At 45.7% G+C, this 20,297-nt stretch carries 19 protein-coding genes; 10 read left to right on the top strand and 9 right to left on the bottom strand.

Features of this window, described 5'->3' with window-relative positions; all coding sequences use genetic code 11:
* The first annotated feature begins 55 nt into the window (after window positions 1–55).
* Window positions 56–442 carry a hypothetical protein gene (locus JGK16_RS27470; RefSeq protein ID WP_293186011.1) on the top strand — a complete coding sequence of 129 codons (387 nt, stop codon included), beginning with the start codon at window positions 56–58 and terminating at the stop codon, window positions 440–442.
* A 272-nt stretch (window positions 443–714) separates the two neighbouring features.
* On the opposite strand, the gene JGK16_RS27465 is transcribed toward JGK16_RS27470, so the two are convergent.
* Window positions 715–2,040, bottom strand: a complete 1,326-nt coding sequence (locus JGK16_RS27465) for a hypothetical protein (RefSeq protein ID WP_363319206.1) — start codon at window positions 2,038–2,040, stop codon at window positions 715–717.
* A gap of 808 nt (window positions 2,041–2,848) precedes the next feature.
* Here JGK16_RS27465 and JGK16_RS27460 point away from each other — a divergent pair.
* Window positions 2,849–3,121, top strand: coding sequence for a hypothetical protein (locus tag JGK16_RS27460; protein ID WP_293186007.1), 273 nt, complete (start codon window positions 2,849–2,851; stop codon window positions 3,119–3,121).
* 288 nt (window positions 3,122–3,409) lie between these two features.
* Here the strand turns inward: JGK16_RS27460 and JGK16_RS27455 are convergent, their stop codons facing one another.
* From JGK16_RS27455 to JGK16_RS27430, 6 genes are all read right to left on the bottom strand, one after another.
* The gene (locus tag JGK16_RS27455) at window positions 3,410–4,510 is read right to left on the bottom strand and encodes a saccharopine dehydrogenase NADP-binding domain-containing protein (RefSeq protein WP_293186006.1); all 1,101 of its coding nucleotides are present in this window, start codon (window positions 4,508–4,510) and stop codon (window positions 3,410–3,412) included.
* A 109-nt stretch (window positions 4,511–4,619) separates the two neighbouring features.
* Complete coding sequence (locus tag JGK16_RS27450; protein WP_293186004.1) at window positions 4,620–6,422, bottom strand: hypothetical protein; 1,803 nt, start codon at window positions 6,420–6,422, stop codon at window positions 4,620–4,622.
* Between the two features lie 27 nt (window positions 6,423–6,449).
* Window positions 6,450–6,656: a YgiT-type zinc finger protein gene (locus tag JGK16_RS27445; RefSeq protein ID WP_293186002.1), complete on the bottom strand. Its 207-nt coding sequence runs from the start codon at window positions 6,654–6,656 to the stop codon at window positions 6,450–6,452.
* A gap of 140 nt (window positions 6,657–6,796) precedes the next feature.
* Window positions 6,797–8,491: a beta-carotene ketolase CrtO gene (gene crtO, locus JGK16_RS27440; protein WP_293186000.1), complete on the bottom strand. Its 1,695-nt coding sequence runs from the start codon at window positions 8,489–8,491 to the stop codon at window positions 6,797–6,799.
* 374 nt (window positions 8,492–8,865) lie between these two features.
* Window positions 8,866–9,645 (bottom strand): class I SAM-dependent methyltransferase, encoded by a 780-nt coding sequence (locus JGK16_RS27435; protein WP_293193287.1) that lies wholly within the window; start codon window positions 9,643–9,645, stop codon window positions 8,866–8,868.
* A 192-nt stretch (window positions 9,646–9,837) separates the two neighbouring features.
* Complete coding sequence (locus JGK16_RS27430) at window positions 9,838–12,576, bottom strand: COR domain-containing protein (RefSeq protein ID WP_293203528.1); 2,739 nt, start codon at window positions 12,574–12,576, stop codon at window positions 9,838–9,840.
* Window positions 12,577–13,293: 717 nt separating this feature from the next.
* On the opposite strand from JGK16_RS27430, the gene JGK16_RS27425 reads away from it, so the two are divergent.
* The 3 genes from JGK16_RS27425 (at window position 13,294) to JGK16_RS27415 (ending at window position 15,037) form a co-directional block, all read left to right on the top strand.
* The gene (locus JGK16_RS27425; protein WP_293193289.1) at window positions 13,294–13,740 is read left to right on the top strand and encodes a transposase; all 447 of its coding nucleotides are present in this window, start codon (window positions 13,294–13,296) and stop codon (window positions 13,738–13,740) included.
* A 559-nt stretch (window positions 13,741–14,299) separates the two neighbouring features.
* Window positions 14,300–14,470, top strand: a complete 171-nt coding sequence (locus tag JGK16_RS32825) for a hypothetical protein (protein WP_325315344.1) — start codon at window positions 14,300–14,302, stop codon at window positions 14,468–14,470.
* A gap of 192 nt (window positions 14,471–14,662) precedes the next feature.
* Window positions 14,663–15,037 carry a signal peptidase I gene (locus tag JGK16_RS27415; protein WP_293185993.1) on the top strand — a complete coding sequence of 125 codons (375 nt, stop codon included), beginning with the start codon at window positions 14,663–14,665 and terminating at the stop codon, window positions 15,035–15,037.
* On the opposite strand, the gene galK is transcribed toward JGK16_RS27415, so the two are convergent.
* The gene (gene galK / locus JGK16_RS27410) at window positions 15,027–16,106 is read right to left on the bottom strand and encodes a galactokinase (protein ID WP_293193290.1); all 1,080 of its coding nucleotides are present in this window, start codon (window positions 16,104–16,106) and stop codon (window positions 15,027–15,029) included. The two genes, JGK16_RS27415 and galK, sit on opposite strands and share 11 nt — an antisense overlap.
* Window positions 16,107–16,356: 250 nt before the next feature.
* Between galK and rsmA the strand changes: the two genes are divergently transcribed.
* On the top strand, window positions 16,357–17,178 hold the full coding sequence (rsmA, locus tag JGK16_RS27405) for a 16S rRNA (adenine(1518)-N(6)/adenine(1519)-N(6))-dimethyltransferase RsmA (protein WP_293185990.1): 822 nt from the start codon (window positions 16,357–16,359) through the stop codon (window positions 17,176–17,178).
* A gap of 172 nt (window positions 17,179–17,350) precedes the next feature.
* Here rsmA and JGK16_RS27400 read toward each other — a convergent pair whose 3' ends face one another.
* Entirely contained in the window at window positions 17,351–17,530 is a 180-nt protein-coding gene (locus JGK16_RS27400; protein WP_293185988.1) for a hypothetical protein, read from the bottom strand.
* A 93-nt stretch (window positions 17,531–17,623) separates the two neighbouring features.
* On the opposite strand from JGK16_RS27400, the gene ispE reads away from it, so the two are divergent.
* The 4 genes from ispE (at window position 17,624) to JGK16_RS27380 (ending at window position 20,278) form a co-directional block, all read left to right on the top strand.
* Window positions 17,624–18,601, top strand: coding sequence for a 4-(cytidine 5'-diphospho)-2-C-methyl-D-erythritol kinase (gene ispE, locus JGK16_RS27395; RefSeq protein ID WP_293147908.1), 978 nt, complete (start codon window positions 17,624–17,626; stop codon window positions 18,599–18,601).
* Between the two features lie 205 nt (window positions 18,602–18,806).
* The gene (locus tag JGK16_RS27390; RefSeq protein WP_293185987.1) at window positions 18,807–19,160 is read left to right on the top strand and encodes a DUF3082 domain-containing protein; all 354 of its coding nucleotides are present in this window, start codon (window positions 18,807–18,809) and stop codon (window positions 19,158–19,160) included.
* 61 nt (window positions 19,161–19,221) lie between these two features.
* Window positions 19,222–19,848 carry a DUF488 domain-containing protein gene (locus JGK16_RS27385; protein ID WP_293185985.1) on the top strand — a complete coding sequence of 209 codons (627 nt, stop codon included), beginning with the start codon at window positions 19,222–19,224 and terminating at the stop codon, window positions 19,846–19,848.
* On the top strand, window positions 19,826–20,278 hold the full coding sequence (locus JGK16_RS27380) for a DUF488 domain-containing protein (RefSeq protein WP_293185983.1): 453 nt from the start codon (window positions 19,826–19,828) through the stop codon (window positions 20,276–20,278). Before JGK16_RS27385 ends, JGK16_RS27380 begins: the two co-directional genes overlap by 23 nt.
* Window positions 20,279–20,297: the final 19 nt, after the last annotated feature.

Here is a 20,297-nt window from a genome sequence, read left to right as displayed (position 1 = left end):
GGCTGTGTCAAATTGTAACTATTGCTTGGAGCGGGAAAACTTATCCTTTAGACTGATGTCTAATTCCAAAAATTACGATAAAAGCGGAGTTTTAGAAATGCTTGAGCTTAACTGGCATGACAATCTGGTGATCGTTTCTTTTGTCGCTGCTATTGCGGGTCTAGTCGTGCTGAGCGATAATGCCTCCTCTGACGGGGCTGACGATTCCCTAGGGGATAGCTTCGCCGCGCGTACTTTGAGCGAAGAAATCCTGATCAAGATGAGCTTTACTTACTGGATAGTTTACTGCATATCTGTTTTCGGGCTGAAACTTCACTTGCCAGAGGATAGCTGGTTGTTGCTGAGTTTGAAGCTGACTACTGTTCTTTCTTATTTGTTGACTGCTTCTAGCATCCTCAGCCTGCCGCTGCAACGCATGGCTGTCAGACAAGTTGAAGAGTGAAAAGAACAGGTTTGTAGTCAGGACTTCAGTCCTTCCGGTTGGAGTGAAGAAGGACTAAAGTCCTCACTACAAACTTAATTAATAGTTTTGAATTTTCTATTGTGAGACTGCTTGGTGAGTCGGCGCAGCCCGATTAGGAATAAAAGCTCGATCGAGCTTTTGACTTGTGCCGGAGTCCGGCAGGGGTTTAAACCCCTGCCTCAAAGCTAAAGTCGGTTAAAACCGACTCTCATATCAAATGCGGTGAGTTCGTCCCCATCGCGATCGCACAATCACGATTTAAAGCCCTTAGAGCTTTTCTTTTTGTCCTGCGGCTTGGACTTTGACTTGTGAACTTCGCCTAAAGCTTCCTGAAATAAGTTGTGCAGGTGCAGGGGAACGCTGGCAATTTCCGGGAGTTCGGGTTCTAAGGGTTTTTTATACTCTTGCAGTAGGGAATCTAAATCGGTCTCGATCTGAAAGTCTGTGCGCTGCAATACTGTTTGCAAGATTTGTGATAATTTCGCTGGATTAACTTTAGCTAACCGCCACCAAATCCAGGCATTAATTGCCGGATCTTCTAGATAGCTGCGAACCATTTTCTCGTAACCGGGAATGGTGGAAAAGTCCTCGGCTGCGAGCATTTCGGTAAACTGGCTGTAGTTAGACAAAAAGGTTTGTCCCCAGCGGGAATGAGAAAGCGCTGTCACCTTTTCGGCTTTTTTGAAGCGATCGGGCAATTCGACTTTCGGCGTTACCATTTTTGAACTCGCATTGCTGTCGATCGCCACCTCAACTGCTTTAGTATCGGCGCCTGCTGCTGCGATCGCGACTGCTTTGATTTCTTCGGGATCGATTCCGGCATCTTCAACGATATCCGCGAGAGATTTACTTCCATCGATGCCGATATCAGCTAAGCGTTTTTTAGTCATTACCTCCTGAAATTGGGCCAACTGTTTGTTGAGGTGATATCCCGATAGCGTCACTTCGTCGCCGCCAAAAAATTCGGTAAAATCGTCGTGATACTGTTCTACCGACTTCCAAGCTTGCTCTAACAGTTCTGGGGCGTCGCTGTACAGGTTATTTTTGTAATTTTGCTTGAAACTGCCGATCGCCACCGCCAACTTCGGCTTGCCCAATTTCCCCATGGGAATCGGAGGCCCTGAGAGTATCCACGCCTCATCGGTGAGAGGCGCAATCCGAGCCCGCAAGATTTCTCCTAACTTAAAGCGAGACATTTCTGGGAGGAAATTAGCGCTGTTGGGCTTGACATTGTAGTGCTTCGCCGTCAGCCAGTTTGTCACCTCGAAGCTGTCAGGGGAAATTTGAGTAATTTCAAACAAGCCGGTGAAGCTTTTTTGACCCCAACTTTTTAGCAAACTGATCTCGCCCTCGGTTAAATCGGGCTGACTTTCGACAAAAAGGTCGATCGGCGTTTTGTTTCCGACTTTACCTTCGACTGTAAAACTGTCAATTACCTGATTTTGTTGAGCAATATCGTAGCGCTCGCCCGTCGAGCGAATTGCGGCAAAAGCTTCTAAAGCTACCGCCAACTCTCCCTCAGCATCCAGCACAAAGTCAATTAAATTTTGCTTGAGTGTCCAAGCTCTTTCCAACATTGCATCCACAAGTTATACCGATTTTGAATGAAAGGATTTAGATTCTTAACAATTATCGGACTTGAAGCAACCGACGCTTTACGCTCCGGCTGGGATAGAATGGCGCAGATTGCGAAGAATGACCGAAATATGCGATCGATGCCTGAGTCCTGAATTAGTTTAATTTTAAGCCTAATATTCAAAAAATAATGTCCATCTCAAACTCCGTTGTTAATAAGTTTTTTTGCACCCCCAGCCGGAGGGTGCATCTCACTTTTGTTTGAAGAGGGCGAAGCATGACCGCATATAAGTTATTAGTTATATCTCATATTCACTGCGGTCATGCTTCGCCCCTACAGATATATTTTCTTGCACAAGCCGCTGCACCCCCAGCCGGACAACCAACCGCGCACAAATCTTGCTTTCTGAAAAAAGCGATTTCAACGCAGCCGAAAAATACCCCTCCCGATGTAGAGAGGGTCTAAAAATCCCCAATAACTTTGCTAAACTCGCCTTGAAAATAGTGTCATATCATCTCCGCTCGATTACTATAAAAAAACAGTTCGTAGTGCGGACTTCAGTCCGCAATCCGGCTGCGGACTTAAGTCCGCACGTGCGTTCCTTACCCAAACACTTCGCTGCATTCAGCAGCGCTGGTACAAAACTCCCGCACGATCGAGTTTATGTGCATCCTAGACTGAAAAATACCAGCAAAATGCTTTGACCAAGTCAATCCCAAATCGAAAATCGAAAATCCTCTCTTCCCCCGAATTTATCCGTGGGGTCGCCTCTAAAATCTAAAATCTAAAATCTAAAATCGATTGACTCAATGTTTGTCCAAGAGCTTTTAAAACCCGCTTCATATCAACGTCTCCTCGTATTTTGTCGCAAAAATTGTCGTGTTTGTTTTCCCGATCGGGCGATCGCGCGTCAAGAACCTTGGTTGAAGCGCCATCTTTGTCGCAGCTACCAAAGAGCGATCGAGCGAACAGGGATATTTATCGTGATGTGCAACATACTAAGCTCCTGCTTGTTACCATTACTTCTACCAAAAGATAGATTAGTTAAACAAGCGGAACTCATCTTTTATGAGGTTGTCTGAGGGGCGATCCCCATTCCTACAAAAAACCCATCTAGCGGTTTTCCTATCAATTTCAAACCCTTACTCTTCTCTTCTGGGTCTTTCTATAGCAATCCTAATTGATTTGCTAGTCCTAGAAATCCTGAAATCCTTGTTCAACAAGGAGTCTCGCAAGACAAAAAGGTTTTTATCTTGTGCCAATCCGATCTGATTGCTATAGGTGGAACAGGCGTCTCGCCTGTCCTTCTTAGGTTCATCAAAAAAAGCCCCTTGACCAAACATCAAAACTTGCATAAATACCCGATCGAACTACAAGAAAACCTGCTCTATGTTGAGGTTTCGGTTCTGCATAGCTCCTTCAAACAGCTCAGTAGAAAGAGCCTGTTCTACCGACCAAACCCCCGGTTTTGTCAGTTTGCCCTCTAACATCAATTGAGCAATGCTGCCAGTACCGATGCCCGTTGCTGTGGCAGCATTCGGGTGTACCGCTGTCGATCGCACTTTTGCGGGTTGACCGTTTTTGATGCCGCTCACTTGCGATCGCACAGCCACGCCCACACCGCTAAAATTATTGGTAACAGCAGTCATCCCGTAGCTGACATAAGACAAAAACTCAATGACTGAATTATTTTTCAGCCAGCTATCCGGCCAGTATTTAGCAACAAACCAGGTAAGGTGATTGTAAAGGTCGGGAGAAGTGCCAAATTTAGTAATAACTGTTTTGACTGGGAAAGTTTCGGGCAAAGTAATTGCTTCCGGCATATCGAACCAGTAAACGCCTGTTTTGCCGTAGGGTGCTGGAAATTCTATCGTTTCGCGATCGGTGTAGGGTTTGATTTGCTGTAGTTTGCCATCAACCAAAACATCAAAAGGAGTTTGCAAACCCAAAAAAGTAGTACGCATGACGGTAACGCCAGCACCCCCAGAACCGCCGACAACATAACTCAAATGAATGTGTTCTGCGGTATCTAACTGCTCCACATCTCGGCGCACCATGCTGTTAGAAACCCCCGGAAAAATGCCCGTATTGATAATCGCTGTCACCCCGGCATTTTTAGCAAGTTCCCGGCAGTCTAAAGCTCTCCGAGTAAAACTGCGACTGTCGCTGACATCGGTATAATTAACACCTGCTTCGATGCAAGTTTTCAGCACGCCCGCATCTCGGTAGTGAAAAGGCCCGGCACAGTGCACGACGAGGTTAGAGGATGAAACCGCTTGGCGCAGAGCAGCACTGTCTGCTAAATCTAAAGCTAAATAGCGCGATCGATCCGACGGCAACTCTGCTGGAAGAGAGCCATTGGGATCGCGTCCGGTAATAGTAACTTCTGCGTCGGTGTGGGTAACAAGGTCTTGAGCAACGCTGTTGCCAATTCGTCCCCGACCGCCGACAATCAAAACTCGGTTTGTCATCGCTCAAAAAAGGGTAACGCTAATATAAGCTTCTCATTATTTGAGGCAGAATTTCCATCTACAAAAAGGAGGATTTATCTATTTTAGTTTTTCTGACTCATCAAAATTATTAGCTTTTTGTCAATTTCCTAATTTGAGAGTTCAGCTCTCGCAGTAATTCCAATTTCCTAAACTCATTCTCAATTGTTGAGACAATCTGAATAGCCTGAGAAAGCAGTTCCGCAGCTTGTGAGACTTGTCCGGTGCGAGACAAATTAGTAGCAATCACTTCTAAACTCGTAATTTTTAGATAAACATTCTCTAGAGAATGAGCTACTTCAACAGCTTCGGCAAACACTTCAGATGCTTTTTCCTGTTGTGCAGATTCCGCATAACTCAAGGCAACGTTTGCCAACGCCTGAGCTTTTTCATGCTTATCGTTAATTGTTCGGGCAATTGTGAATGCTTGGTCAAGCTGCCCCGCTTCAGCTACAGCGATGACATTCCTACCCAACCTGATTGATTGTAGATAATTCATATCATGTATTGTTTGAGCAAGCTGAACGGCTCGATCGTACTGCTTGGATGCAATCGCGCTTTCAACTTGCCAGCTCAACGCATAGGATGAAAGAGAGTCATCTGTTACCATTTCAGCAATTCTTATAGCTTGCTCGAATTTTCCGGCATCAGCATAATCGCAAGCACTCCAACCTAACATACAATTTCTGTAAGATTCATTTTCTATTGTTTGAATAATCTTTAACACCCGCTCTCGTTCTTCCGCCTTAGCAACAAAGTCAAAAATACATTCTAAAAAAATATCACATACTGAACTATCATTAATTTCATATATAGTCTGAATAACTTGAAAAGCTCGATCAAATTGTCCGATCTCAGCGCAACGATATGCAATTACTGATAATGCCTCGGTTTTGTTGAAATTATCATCTAGGCTGCCAGCAAATTGTATAGCTTGCTCAAATTTTTCTGCTTTAATGTAGCCGTCGGTGATGGCATTGAATGCTTCATATCGATCGTCATTATCTTCCGAGTATTCGATAGTTTCTGTAAGTTGCGTGGCCAGGTCAAATTCCCCAGATTCAGCATAATTTTTTATGATTTTAATCAGAGGAAAGGTTTTCCAATTATCGATTGTTGCCACAATTTTCAGCGCTTCATCAGATTGTCCTGCTTCGGCATATGCACTAGCTATCCCAGCCAGAGCTAATTCTTTCTGTTCGTTATCTATTATTATTTCAGCAATCTGGATTGCTTGCTTAAATTTCCCCGATCGAGCATATTTTTGGGCAAGCCGATTTAACACCAAGGCTTTGTCACAGTCATTTTCTACCAGTTGGGCAATCTCAAAAGCTGTATCTAGCTGTCCTAAATTTTCCTGGACATAGTAGGAAAGATGAGTTAACATCCAAGCTGGCTCTCGATCGTTTTTTATGACCCCAGCAATTCGGACAATCTGAGTCAATATTTCAGCAGCTTTGCTTGCTTGTTTGGCCTGACTGTAGCTGCAAGAAATATCGATCGAAGCCAGAGCTTTATAATAGTTAATTTCTATTGTTTGGGCAATACTGAGAGCTAAGTCAGCTTGTCCCGATGCTGCAACTTGAGACGCGATCGCACTTAACGCACAAGCTTGAAAATCCTCATCTTCTATGCCTCGTGCCACCCGAACAGCAGAACCGTAGTTTTCTACTTGAGCATAGCTGCGGATGAACGCATTTAACACTTGCTGTCTTACAGAAACTGAGCATTGAGGCAAAGCTTTAGGACTGTTATTCGGGAATGTTTGGGCTATCTGAAAAGCTCTCGCAAAATTTTCTTCGGCTTGCTCGATTTGTTCCAATTTGAGATGACTGTCGCCGATTTCAACCAACTCCAGAGCCTGAGAACGATCTTTTAAAAGTTGGGATGACATTACCTGCACTTCCTCTAGATTTGCTAACTACACAAAGTCATAAACTGGGACTTCCAGCGTGCGACTTGGCTGTTTTCCTTTCCAGATGATTTGCTGTAGTCGCTCTACAGTTTCTGGTGAGAAAAAACGCTCTCCTGTTTCTACACACAATCGGGCTGGCACATTTTCAATAATGATAAAATTTCCATCCATTTCAAGAGTATAGTTAACTCTTTGTTCAAGCTCGGGCGACATAACAGCTTACTGATTTTATTTTGATCTAAATTTTATCTAAAACTTAGTATTTAATTATACATAAAATTACCCTATTTTTCAACTAAGCTTACCAAAAGCAGTAAATCAATAAGGGCGGGGAATGCCCGCCCTCTTAGCTTCTAATTATTAATCCGAAACACCGACTTAGCCGTCGATTTCAGAGAATTAGCCGCATCGCTCAAGGTTTGCGCGATCGGCTGCTGCGAGTGCATGAACACGCGAGCAGTATTGCGTCCCGGCATCCCCGAAATCGAGCCGCCGGGGTGCGTGCCGGCACCGGTGAGGAACAAACCGTCGATCGGCGTTTTGTAATTCGCCAACTCGGGTAACGGACGGAAAAATATCATCTGATCCAGCGTCATGTCAACGTGGTAATAATTCCCCTTCAGCGCCCCCAAACGCTCTCCCAATTCCGCCGGACTTTCCACGCGGCGGCCGATAATTGAGTTCTTGATATTGGGTGCGTATTCTGCTAATTTGTCAATGCAGCGATCGGCAACTTTGTTTTTCAGCTCGTCCGTCCAACCCGTACCGTGCTGGCCGGTTCCTTCAGCATTTTCGATTTGGTAAGGAGCAAAAAATTCAATCCAAGCCGTATGGTGTCCGGGGGGAGCCATTGACGGGTCTCGTACCGTCGGAAACACGACATACATCGACGGATCGGAATCGGGGATTTTGCCGATCGCAGGCTGAGTATGAGCAATTTCCACGTGTTTCACCGAATCAGCAATCAAAACAGAACCCATTAAATATTCGTCTTTATGGTTCCAGCGATCGAACTTCGGTACTTCATTGAGAGCTAAATCTATTTTCAGAATTGTCTCATTGTTATTGACAATTTTGCGCTCCAATCTTTCCCGCAAATTCGGATCGGCACTGTCAACATCGCTATCATCCATCAAGTGCAGAAACAAACGCTTCGCATCAATATTAGAAATGACGCCTTTAGTAGCTCGATATTCTGTGCCGCCTGCAACTCTAACACCGACAGCGCGGCCGTTATCAACTAATATTTTCTCCACGTGCTGGTCAGTAAGTATAACACCCGCATAGCTTTTCACTAAATTGACCAGCGCTTGCACCAATGCACCCGTTCCTCCGCGCGGCCTCGCCATGCCGGGATTGTGGCGCATTGCCATCATAATTGCGCCTACAGCAATGGTTTTTTGTGAAGGAGGCGCGCCCAACTCTGCGGCCAGTCTTGCCAAAGGTGCTTTCAAAAATTCCTCATCAAACCACTCGTTGAGAATGTCCTCAGCGCTGGTAATCATCGTGCGAATAAAGTCCAGCGTTTTGTCTGGGGAACCGATGACTGAAAATAAGTCTTTGAGTTTGGCAATATCGTAGTTGCCGGCAATATCTATGATGGATTTTGGCGGCGCGTTAAACATCGGAATCATCGCGCTTAAAGCGCGCTGCCAAAAATCTGTATATTCGGCATATTTTTTCGCATCGCGTTCGTTGTAGCGGGCAATTTCTGCACAAGTTTTTTCTACGGAACCGTGCGCCAAGAAATATTTGCCGTCTGGATGCGGACAAAACGCCACTGGATCGCAGTAAAGATATTCTAATCCGTATTTTTCCAGTTCTAACTCTTCTACAACTGGCCCTAAATGGATAAATTCGTGGTCGATCGCGCACAAGTTGAATTTAAAATCTGGTAATTCGGGAATCGCAGCTTCGGTAGTCGCGGCGCCACCGGGAACGGAACGTTTTTCTAACAAAAGAACGGTATATCCGGCTTTGAGGAGATAAGACGCACAGACAAGCCCGTTGTGACCTGCTCCTATGATAATCACGTCATACGTTTGCATAGATGAAGCTTTGGGATAGGATGTTTTTCTCATTTTACAAATGTTAACAACTTTGCGGGCTCTATCAATAGAAATAGATTCATCTTAAGAGATTAGTTTGAGCATCTTACAAAAGATGGAGTTCTTACCTAGTGCTGCTGTGCGATCGCCTTTATTTATTCTTGAATTTACCATAAAGAATTGGTTTAAAGCCCCAATCCCGATCGGGATAAATTAAAATCAGACTATTCATTACTCCAATCCTCTTCCTTCCAGGTAGAGGTAGCTGTCAACTGTCAACTGTCAACTGTCAACTGAACGAACGAGCGATCGCCACGCCAATTTGCCCAGCATCATATCACAGAAATTTTCATTTATCGGTATTATATAAAAAATTAACAATCCGTAGGATTTCCCAGATAAACTATTGTTTTGTAAACCAATGAAACAAAGCCACGATCGCCACAGTAAGCTTGATAAAGTTCGGTTAAATCCGAGATAAGTTTCTGCAATGGAGGCCCGGAGTTCGGCATATAAGATGAGCTTTGTGCCCGCCCGATTAACCCTGCTAAATCTAAATCTTGTCTGTTAGCAAATTCGATCGATCGCACATCAGTAAAATCTGCACTCGCAAGCAAAGGTTCGATCGAGCGATCGTGCTTTTGGGCAGGATAGCTCTGGGAAGCGCTCTTAACAATTTGAGTGTAGCCCTCTGTCAGCGCATCCGTGCGATCGCGCAAATTCCAAACAACAGCCAACCTTCCCGACGGCTTGAGAATTCGCCGAAATTCTGGTAAAGTTAAAACAGGATTGAACCAATGGAAAGACTGGAAACACGCGACTAAATCGAGCGATCGGTCAGGCAAATTAGTGGCTTCGGAAGTTCCGTCTCTAAACTCTACCAAAGTATGAGGTGCAGCCGCTTGTCTCATCTCGGCATTGGGTTCGATCGCTAATACTCGAACCTCTCTTTCTGCTAGCAAACGGGAAGAAATTCCTGTACCTGCACCGATATCGGCTGCGGTTAACTGTGAAAGTTCCCCAAGTCCTGCTAAAATCGCATCGATCGCAGCGGCTGGATAACTCGGGCGGTATTTGACATAATCCGTGGCGCGATCGGAAAATCGACCTAGCGGATTCATCTCGTATAACGGCGGTTTGGAGTTATCAGTCATTAGTTATTAGTTATGTATGAGTTATGAGTTATCAGTCATTAGTTATTAGCCATCAGTAATCATACCAAATCCGGGTTTAGAGCGCCGTTTATTTTCTTAGTCCGCGAAGGCGGACTTCGTTTTTGTAGAAGCGATTTTAATCGCCGAATCATAGTTCGATCGTAGCGCGGAACGGGCGATCGGCGAACAATATTAATACTCATCTACAAACTGCTCGTGAACCCACAGGAATTCGCGCCGTCTGTTCTGTACCCGAACTAAGCCACCAAAACCAGGATCTTTGGCTTTTAGCAGCGCGTGTAATTCTCGCAAAATCGAGCCTTTCGCCATGATTGCTGAGTCGCCCTGTTGCCAATCTGGGATGTCATTTTCGCCAGACAAATTAGTAGCTAAATCGCTACCTTTCAAGGTAGATTCGATGCTTTTTTGTCCTAAATCGAGTTCTTCTTCAATGCCTTTGTAGGTAGCTTCGTCTAGCATGAACTTGGTGGCAGAGGCTGCGACAGGTAAGACTAGACTCAGGGTTCCGGTCAAAATTTTGAGATAGGGGGCTGCTATGGTAAACCATTGGCGCGATACTTCCAATTCATAAACTCCTTTCTGCTTGTCGTGAGGATTTAAGGCGGGAAGCGGTTGACGAGAGTGTTCGCACCAGAGGGTAATTTGCAATTTTGTACTGAGCCATTTTGGGCGATCGAAAAACTTGGGATCTACGGGCTTGAAACTGAACAGGCGCGGGCCATCTTTGGCTTCATCGGTGAGCATTTGCATCAGTGACGCAAATTGCTCATCGACTTTGCTGAGAATGATCCGCTGTTCCTGAGACAATGACTGATATCGTTCTTGATTTCGACTATCGGAAGTCGCTATATTTTCGTGGATGATGTTTAGCTTGTCAACAATTTTTTGGAACTGCTGAATGCCGATTTCTTGGGATGGAGGTGGAGCAATTGGTGCGTTATTCAGTAAAGAATCGATATTTTGCCATTCATCGCAGCCTGAAATGTGACATTGATGCTCATCCCGATTCTTCTTTTTGCTCTTAATTAGTTTTTCTACCTCAAATAGCCCGTTCCCAGGCAGATTTTTACCACAAGGCGCAATACAAGGAACCATCACATTACATAGCAATCCTTTCCAATAATTTTCGACTAGCCATTTAATCTCTGCCGTGAGATAAGACAAGAACCGTTCTGGATAAGCCGCCCGCACGGTGATTTTGACATCACTGTCAATATATTCCAGCAATGCCCGACCGTTGTAGTCATCGTCAAGCATCAAACCGCGTTGCCAATGGATACTTTGTTCGTAATTGCATCGCCCCAGTGAGTATTTGTGCAAGCGCACAATTAACTGGTAAAACAATCCTTCTGCGACTGCAAGTTGTCCTCGATCGTCCACAATGCGGCAGATTTGTATTTGTTGTCTGTCTCCGGCTTCCGGTTGCTGTCCCCAATTGGACAATTCCGGGCGTGTATCGGGTACGAGTTGAGCAATCAAACTGGTATTACTGGGTTTAGTTGGATCGAGTACCACGCGGTAGGACAAATCGAAGCGTTCCATCAGCTTGAGAAAGATGGGATGTAGTTCTTTCGGGTAGCCGTTTTCGCCTGGAAACGGGGGATTCCTCCATAATTCACCCAGATGCTCAAAGTCTACTAAACCGTTGCGGCGGCGGGTCGTTTCATCATCAAGTACGAAGCTAATTGCCTTGGCCAACCAGTCGGGTTTGAGGATGACAATATCTCGCAGTATTGGATCGTAATGGTAATGGATGATATGCCCCAAGGTATGGGAAATGCGAAGAAAAAGTTCTGCTTGTTCTTTATCGATTCCGTGTTTAGCGCAGATGGCAATAACTTCATCGTAGGGCAGATAGGCTTTGTCGTTTGTCTGCAAGATTTCCCGCACTCGCTGCCATTTGGCGGGAATCGAACGTCCCATTTCGGGAAGAGAGGCGGCGACATTAGCGATCGCACTTTTTAATTCTGCCACGCCGTTGCAGGAGTTCTGAGTGTCAGGTTTGCTGTCGATATGAAAGAAGCCAAGCACCGTATCGCAGCCGAATCGATCGCAAATTTCCTGTCTGTCAATGTCGGGTTGTCGCTGTCCGGGGCCGCCGTGGGTGGCGACTACTAGCACTTTGGCATCTGGTTCCCGATGCTTGATTAGGGTAATCCACTCTTTGACAAAGCCTTGCTGGGGGCCTTCCCGTGGCTTCCACACCACTAGATACACGGCTGGTGCACTGAAAAACAACTGGTGTGTGGGTCGATAAACCGGTTGACCGCCAAAATCCCAACCATTGAGGGATATTTCTGTGTCGGTTTCAGGATGGGTGACAATGACTGGCTTAATTTCAATGCCGTGAGTGGTGGGACGACTTTCTAGCCATTCGTCTTCTCGTAATGCTCCGAGGAGGCAACTTTTGCCTACCTCGCCTTCGCCGATTAAAATCAGCTTGGCTTCGTTCAGGGTGATTTGTGCTTCTGCCTTTGCTCGTAGGTATTGCAAAAGGGCTTTAGTGCCTTGTTCATAGGCGGCGGCGAGGTCAGAATTGAGAGGGTTGTTGTGGAGGTAGAGCAGTCGCAACTCGGTGAGGAAGACCATCGCTTCTGGTAGTTCCCTCAGTTGGTTACTGGAAAGGTAAAGCCCACGCAACTGGGTGAGGGAGGCGATCGCCTCTGGCAGTTTCGTCAGTTGGTTGTTGTGGAGGTAAAGCTGTTGTAATTCGGTGAGGGAGGCGATTGCCTCTGGCAGTTTTGTCAGTTGGTTGTTGTGAAGGTAAAGCTTTTCCAACTGAGTGAGGGAGGCGATCGCCTCTGGCAGTTTCGTCAGTTCCAGATCGCTAAGATTGAGTGTTTTTGCTCCCTCTCGCCGCGCTTTTCCAATGCGCTGATATGCTTTCCGATCGCCCTCAGTTCCTGACATTGCCAATTCCTTATTTTGATTTTTGTATATAAGTTCGATCATCGCCTTTTGAGATGAAAGGGCGATCTTGAGACATGATTTGATTTTGAATATTCCTTAATCTCACTACAAAATAACACGAATATTTTGGCGATTCGTGAGGTTTGAGTAAGGTTTTTGAATCTCGACGCGCCTAGTCCAAGAAACCGGGTTTCTACGGTAATTTACGCCTCCTCATGAGATTTTACGCAGAAACCCGGTTTCTGAGTCCCACGCGCTGAGTCCGAGAAACCGGGTTTCTACGAGAATTTACGCCTCCTCATGAGATGATCTGAAGAAACCCGGTTTCTGAATCTCGACGCGCCTAGTCCAAGAAACCGGGTTTCTACGACAATTTACGCCTCTTCACGAGATTTTCGCGAGAAACCCGGTTTCTGAGTCCCACGCGCTGAGTCCGAGAAACCGGGTTTCTACGAGAATTTTCGTATCTTCACGAGATTTTTCATAGAAACCCGGTTTCTGAGTTCCCGCGCTGAGCCCAAGAAACCGGGTTTCTGTGAGAATTTACGCCTCTTCACCAGATTTTTCGTAGAAACCCGGTTTCTGAGTTCCACGCGCTTAGTCCAAGAAACCGGGTTTCTGCGATAATTTAAACAACCTCACCAGATTTTTCGTAGAAACCCGGTTTCTGAGCCTCCCAGTTTCTGACTCCGGCTAGCCACTCACCTACCTTCTGATATGCCACGTCGCCAAGTTATCTTGCAAGCGGGTAATTACTACCATGTTTATAACCGAGGTAATAACCGTCAGTTGATATTTTTTGAACGAGAAAACTATATTTATTTTTTACGCCAATTAAGAAACCATCTGATTACTCATGGTGTCGATATTCTTGCTTATTGTTTGATACCGAACCACTATCATTTATTAGTTCACCTGAACACCAATCGTTTTTCCAACCTGATGCAGGCATTTACTCTGTCTTATACTAAGGCTATTAATAAACGCTATCAAAGAGTTGGTTCACTTTTTCAGGGACGGTTTGAGGCGATTCATGTGGGAGCATCTCAATTTTGTAAAAAGCATTTTTTTTATTATAGTGCTGTCCCCGCTCGCGTATTGTACAACTCGCGAGCGGGGACAGCACTATCTATATATAGCCTTTCTCAAAAAGATGAGGTATAACTGACAGCCCACACAACCCTTAAACCAAGAGGGCCCAAGCCCAACAACATCCGCGAATCTTTCTGAGAACCGCTATAAATGAAAAACTGAGATGCTCCCAGTTTCGATGGATCTGTTTGGGTTGCCCCTTTTGCTGCTGTTTTTCACGATTAATTGACCCGCCCAAAAACGGAAGTCCCCGCAGGGCTGTCGTGGGTATCCCAAGATTTTAGACCTTAGTTAGACCTCGCAGATTTATCTGTGGAGTAAATCTAAAATCTAAAACTGGTTCGATCGCGAAGTCGAAGAATCTAAAATCTAAAATCTAAAATCGACTGACGAGGTTTAAAGCAATCGAATCTACTTCGATCGCAAATTCTGACAAACAAAACCAAGCTAACACCAGCGATACCGAACGCTGGGCTTCGTTAATCGGTGGGCGAGCGCTGGTGGTGTTTGGTTTGTCGCAGCGTTCACTCAGAGGTGCTTTGCTGGCGGTTGCGGGCGGCAGTTTGGCGGCGCGCGGACTCGGGGTTGTGGAGGGTTTGCAGTCGGCTGCGGATGCGAATCAAAGGTAAAAGTGGCGATCGAATACAACCCTCCGGGCGGTGCGATCGGTGCGGGCGCTGCTAAACTATTTGGGGAAGATCCAGAACAGCAAATTGCTGACGATTTGCGCCACTTTAAGCAGTTTATGGAAGCTGGGGAAATAGCTACGACGGAAGGTCAATCTTCGGGCCGCAAGTTATAATTGCGATCGTGACATAAAGGTACGTTGTTGCGCTTGGGCGCTATGCTAGATCTATGAAAGAGCGCTGAAGCGCAACAACGTACCTAAAGATCGATTCCCAGAAGAGTGCCTGTTGTGTTTATGACTAAAGTTCTTACTACGAACCTTTGAGTTTGTGTTACTTAAAATATTTGTTTGTTAGATTATTAACTGATGCCACCTGAAGTGATTTTTGGAAATGCGGGTGCTGAAGGTGCAAGTCGCGGCGGTTGGTTTGCGGGTCACTTTATAATGCCCGAAGATGACGCGCGCTCGACTTCTGCGTTAGAGGTAAAATGGGGCGTTCACTCCGCCGGAGATTGCAGGACTCAGTGGGCGGTAAATGCGGCAGCAACTACGCTTTCTATTCTGGTAAAAGGGCGGTTTCGCTTGCAATTTCCTTCGCAAGAAATCTTGCTGTGTTGTGAAGGAGATTATGCTCTCTGGCTGCCGGGAGTGCCTCATTATTGGTCGGCCGAGGAGGATTCGGTTATCGTGACTGTGCGGTGGCCTTCGGTGTCGGGAGATAGTTCTGCGATTAAGAATTAACTTGAACTTCGGGAACTAAAACGCGACCATTATAACCCGCGCGGTGGTAACGATCGATCGCCTCTGATGCAATAACATCGGCTTTCCCACTCTTAACCAGTGCAACACAAGCACCGCCAAAACCTCCGCCCGTCAGCCTCGCGCCGAAGACTCCGGGGATTGACTGCAAGATTGCCGCCAAGGCATCTACTGCAACCACCGAAACTTCGTAGTCGTCGCGCAAACTCGCATGGGAAGCATTCATTAAATCGCCGAAACGTTCGGCTGGTAAAGATTTTACAGCTTGCAGCACGCGGTTGTTTTCGGTGACTACGTGGCGCGATCGCCTTTTTAGGGGTTCTGGCAATACTTCCACTGCTTTGGGATCGCTGATATCCCTAAGGGCTTTAACTCCCAATATCCGGGCGGATTCTTCGCACTCAGCACGCCGCTGGTTGTAGCCACTTCCGGCTGCTAGGTTGTGGCTTTCACCGCTGTCAATGACTAAAATTTCTGTGCCTGTGGGAAAAGGTAGGGCGCGGTATTCGAGGCTGCGGGTGTCGATAAATAGCATCGTTTTGGTGTCTGCTAAACTCGACGCCATTTGATCCATGATGCCACAGTTCACCCCGGCATACCGGATTTCGGTTAGCTGTCCGATTTGAGCCAGCCGCACGTCGTCTAGGGGGAGGTTCAGCAGCGCGCGGATTGCTCTGAGGGTGGCTATTTCTAAAGCGGCGCTGCTGGACAAACCGGCGCCGATCGGCACATCGGAGGTAATGTAGAGATTTATTGGTGGTATTTTGTACCCTTCTTTTTCTAAAAGTCTGATGCAGCCACAGATATAACTGACGAATTTTTGCGGTATGGTATCGTCGTCTGAAAAATTTATGAGTTCGTCATATTCGGCTGAATAAAAATGGTGTCGGGTATCGCTGCTGAAGCCAATTTGTACTGTTGTGCGCTGCCCAATCGCAGTCGGAAGTACAAATCCATCGTTGTAGTCTGTGTGTTCGCCCAGCATATTTACTCTTCCGGGCGCGCTGGCTTGGGTTTGGGGTAATGTACCAAATACTCGTTGGAATTTCATTTTTGGGGAATTGGTAATTGGTAATTGGTAATTGGTAATTGGTAATTGGTAATTGGTAATTGGTAATTGGTAATTGGTAATTGGTAATTGGGAAGAAATAAACTTATTTTTTATCGTTAATTATTTTATGATGCCCAAGTTTTTTGCTGAATTCAACCCCTGTTTACAAAAATAAACATAACTTTAGCTTGGGAAAAAATATGGGGTTGTGATAGAATGGCAGGCTAAGATTTCTCGAAGAATTCAAAAAATGCGATCGACCAGACCCCGGAAACAGTTTGCTCAACATTGGCTCAAAAGCGAGAAAGCCTTAGATAAGATTGTCAAAGCGGCGAGTTTGTCGGGCGATCGCGTCCTGGAAATCGGGCCGGGCACTGGGATTCTGACTCGACCCTTGCTTGCTGCGGCTGAGTCTGTTGTTGCGGTGGAGATCGATCGAGATTTGTGCCTAAAACTCGCCAAGCAACTAGGCAAAAACGACAACTTTTTACTGCTACAAGGCGATTTTCTGGAAATGGATTTAGAGGCTGAACTAATCGCCTTTCCCAAATTCCAAGATCCCAATAAAGTTGTTGCCAACATTCCCTACAATATCACCGGCCCCATCCTGCAAAAACTGCTGGGAACGATATCTGTGCCGGTTGCGAAACCCTTCGATGCGATCGTCCTGTTGGTGCAGAAAGAAGTAGCCCAAAGGCTTTACGCTAAACCTGGTTCGACAGCTTTTGGCGCTTTGTCGGTGCGGGTGCAGTATTTAGCAGAATGCGAGTTAATTTGCGATGTGCCGTCTAGAGACTTTTATCCGCCGCCAAAAGTCGATTCCGCCGTGGTGCGGCTGCTGCCCCGAGTGATAGAAACGCCAGCAGTTAATCCGCGTTATTTAGAGACTTTAGTCAAGTTAGGATTTGGCAGCAAGCGCAAGATGCTGCGTAATAATTTAAAAGGATCTGTGGATTTAGATAAACTCGTTCAATTGTTAGAAAAGTTACAGATCAATCCTCAATCTCGCGCTGAAGATTTAAGCGTGGCGCAATGGGTAAATTTGAGCAATAATTTGTTTTCCGATGACTAGAATCCTTGCACTCCCAAGCTTTCTTATCTGGAAATAATCTGCGTTGCATCGTCGGTTGCATCTGTGGTTCGCCTATCAATCAAAGATTTATGCAATAAGTTTACTGATAACTGATGATTAATAACGTTCGCGAACTCTTGTTTACTCGCAAAACATGACTGATGAATAATGACTAATGACTTTCGCGTTTGGAAATAAAGTAAAGCAGTGTAATCGGGAGCGAGAAATAGGCGATCGCAATTATTGAATCTGAGGCTACGTGCAGCCAGACTAACTTGGTCTGCCATCGATAACAGCGCCCGTGGGGAATAAATGACCCCGAACTAAAAAAAGTTTTCCACATTTCCTGCATAATATTTCCTTTGAGTTGTGAGAAAATGTAGTCTGACTGGTGTCAATTAATTTCTTCAACCAGGGGTTTCTTTCACCCGCGGCTTAATCACCTATGCGTTCATATTCTCTGCTAGCTTCAGCAAAAATCAATCTGTATTTGGAGATAATAGGCGATCGCCCCGACGGATATCACGAACTGGCGATGGTGCTTCAAAGCATAGATTTGGCCGATCGAATTGACTTGCGCGCGATCGGAACGGACACGATCCGCGTGCGCTGCGATCACCCCCAAGTCCCGCCGGACAAGAATAATCTGGCTTATCGCGCGGCGGATTTGTTGGCGCAGCAATTTCCAGATGCTTTGGCGAAATACGGCGGAGTCGAGATTGCCATTCACAAGCAGATTCCGGTGGCCGCGGGGCTCGCCGGCGGTTCTGCAAATGCTGCCGCAGTTTTAGTCGGGATGGACTTGCTGTGGCAATTGGGACTCACTCAATCGGAGTTGCAAGAGTTGGGGGGAACTCTGGGTTCTGATGTGCCTTTTTGCATTGGAGGAGGTACGGCTCTGGCAACAGGTCGTGGGGATAAACTCTCTCCCCTGCCTGATTTGGGAGGTTTTTGTGTGGTGCTGGCGAAGTTTCGCAATCTCAGTATTTCTACTGCATGGTCGTATCAAACTTATCGCAAACAGTTCAGTAGTTCCTATTGTGCACCAGAAGATTTGGAATGTCGCCGCCAAAGGCTACATTCAGGGCCGATGGTGGGGGCGATCGCCCAAAAAGATCGATCGAAAATTGGTCAATTGCTGCACAACGATTTAGAAAAAGTTGCTTTACCCGTGTACCCGCAGGTGTTGCAATTGCGGGAGGCTTTTGAGTCGGCGGGGGTTTTGGGCGCGATGATGTCCGGTTCCGGGCCGACGGTGTTTGCGCTGTGTGAGTCTCCAGAGCAGGCTCAGCAGGTTCTGGAACGGGTGAAAAGTGCGATCGCTTCTCCCGATTTGGATTTTTGGGTAGCAAAGTTTAGCAATACTGGGATTCGGATTTTTTCGGAAGGAAATGATACGAAACCGCCGATTGTGAGGGTGTAACTCGCTGTCGGGTGCGATCGCGATCGTCGGTTAAATGTCAGTGGGGGCGATCCTCTCCGAGGGCTGCGCTAACGGCAAAAATGAATCTAACTTTGCGCGGAGTCTATTAAGATCGCAGAACTGATAAAATGACATGAAACACCGATTTTAGTTTTGGTAAATTAACCAGAAATCTAAAATCTAAAATCTAAAATCTAAAATCGCCATGGCTGATTTAACTAATCCAAATTCTACTTCTGAACCTCTAAGTTCGGCGCGGGATGCAACGCCTGCATCTCCCAAGCAGCCGACTGTTTTGCGGTGCGTGATTGGTTCGCTGATCGCGAGTGTGTTCGCTTTTGGTTTGTATTCGCTAACTATGTCGATCGCTCTAAATTTTGCTAGCAAGCCGCTGCATTCCACCAATATTACTGTGCTTAAAATTAGTGTCGCCGTGCGAACTTTAGTCGTGGGGATGGTGGCTTTAGGTACGGGCGTTTTTGGGCTGGCGGCAGTCGGCTTAATGCTGCTGGGTTTGCAAATTGGGATTCAAAAGTTGGTGAAGAAACCTGCTGGTTGAAACTATCAGACTACAGAAAATCTAGCCTGCAAGCTGAATACTTAATAGTAAGATCGAAGCAATGGAAGTATTTACGATCGGACACTCCAATCACAGTATTGAAGCGTTTATTTTGTTATTGGAACAACACGGAATTACAGCGGTTGCGGACGTGCGATCGCATCCTTTCAGCCGCTATTTACCTCATTTTAATAAATCAGAAATTACAGCTTCTCTGTCTGCTGCGGGCATTCAATATGTTTTTTTGGGGCAAGAATTGGGTGCGAGGCCGGAAGACTTAAGCTGTTACGATACTAGCGGTAAAGCTTTGTACGATCGCATAGCAGCGACTCCTCTATTTGCCTCAGGAATTCAACGCTTGCTCAAAGGCGCCACCAATTATAAAATCAGTTTAATGTGTGCGGAAAAAGACCCGATTACTTGTCACCGCACTATTTTAGTTTGCCACAAACTCAAAGAATTTAATTTGCAAATAAATCATATTCTGTCCGATGGCAGTTTAGAATCGCATCAGGATGTAGAAGCAAGACTTTTGAGCAAGTTTAACAAAGGTAAAAAAAATAATCAGCCAATTCAGTTAAGCTTGTTTGAATTAGAACCTCAAGTTAAAGATGAAATAGTTGATTTAGAAACAGCTTATTATCGTTATGGATTGGAAATCGCTTATGTCACCAAAGAAAGCAATTAATTTATTTACAATTGGTTTTACTCAAAAAAGCGCCGAGCAATTTTTTGATACTTTGATAAAAGCCGGAGTCCGCAGGGTGATAGATACGCGGCTGAATAATGTGTCCCAGTTAGCTGGTTTTGCTAAGCGGAAAGATTTAGAGTATTTTTTGCGGACAATTGGTAATATTAAGTATGTGCATATTCTGGATTTAGCGCCGACTCAAGATATTCTGGATGATTATAAAAAGAAAAAGGGAGATTGGGATGTTTATGAACAGCAGTTTTTGCAGTTGATTCGCGATCGACAAATTGAGCAAAAAATTTCGCCGGATATTCTAGACTGCGGGTGTCTGCTTTGTAGCGAACCACAGCCTCACAACTGTCACCGCCGTTTAGTTGCTGAATATCTCAACGATAAGTGGCAAAATGTCAAAATTAGTCATCTTTGAATTGCATAGCTGGCGGGGA

The sequence above is a fragment of the Microcoleus sp. PH2017_09_SFU_O_A genome (genome assembly GCF_020738625.1).
GTDB lineage: Bacteria > Cyanobacteriota > Cyanobacteriia > Cyanobacteriales > Microcoleaceae > Microcoleus.
Note: the sequence above shows the minus strand (reverse complement) of the source record. Positions and strands in the feature narration are given on the sequence as shown.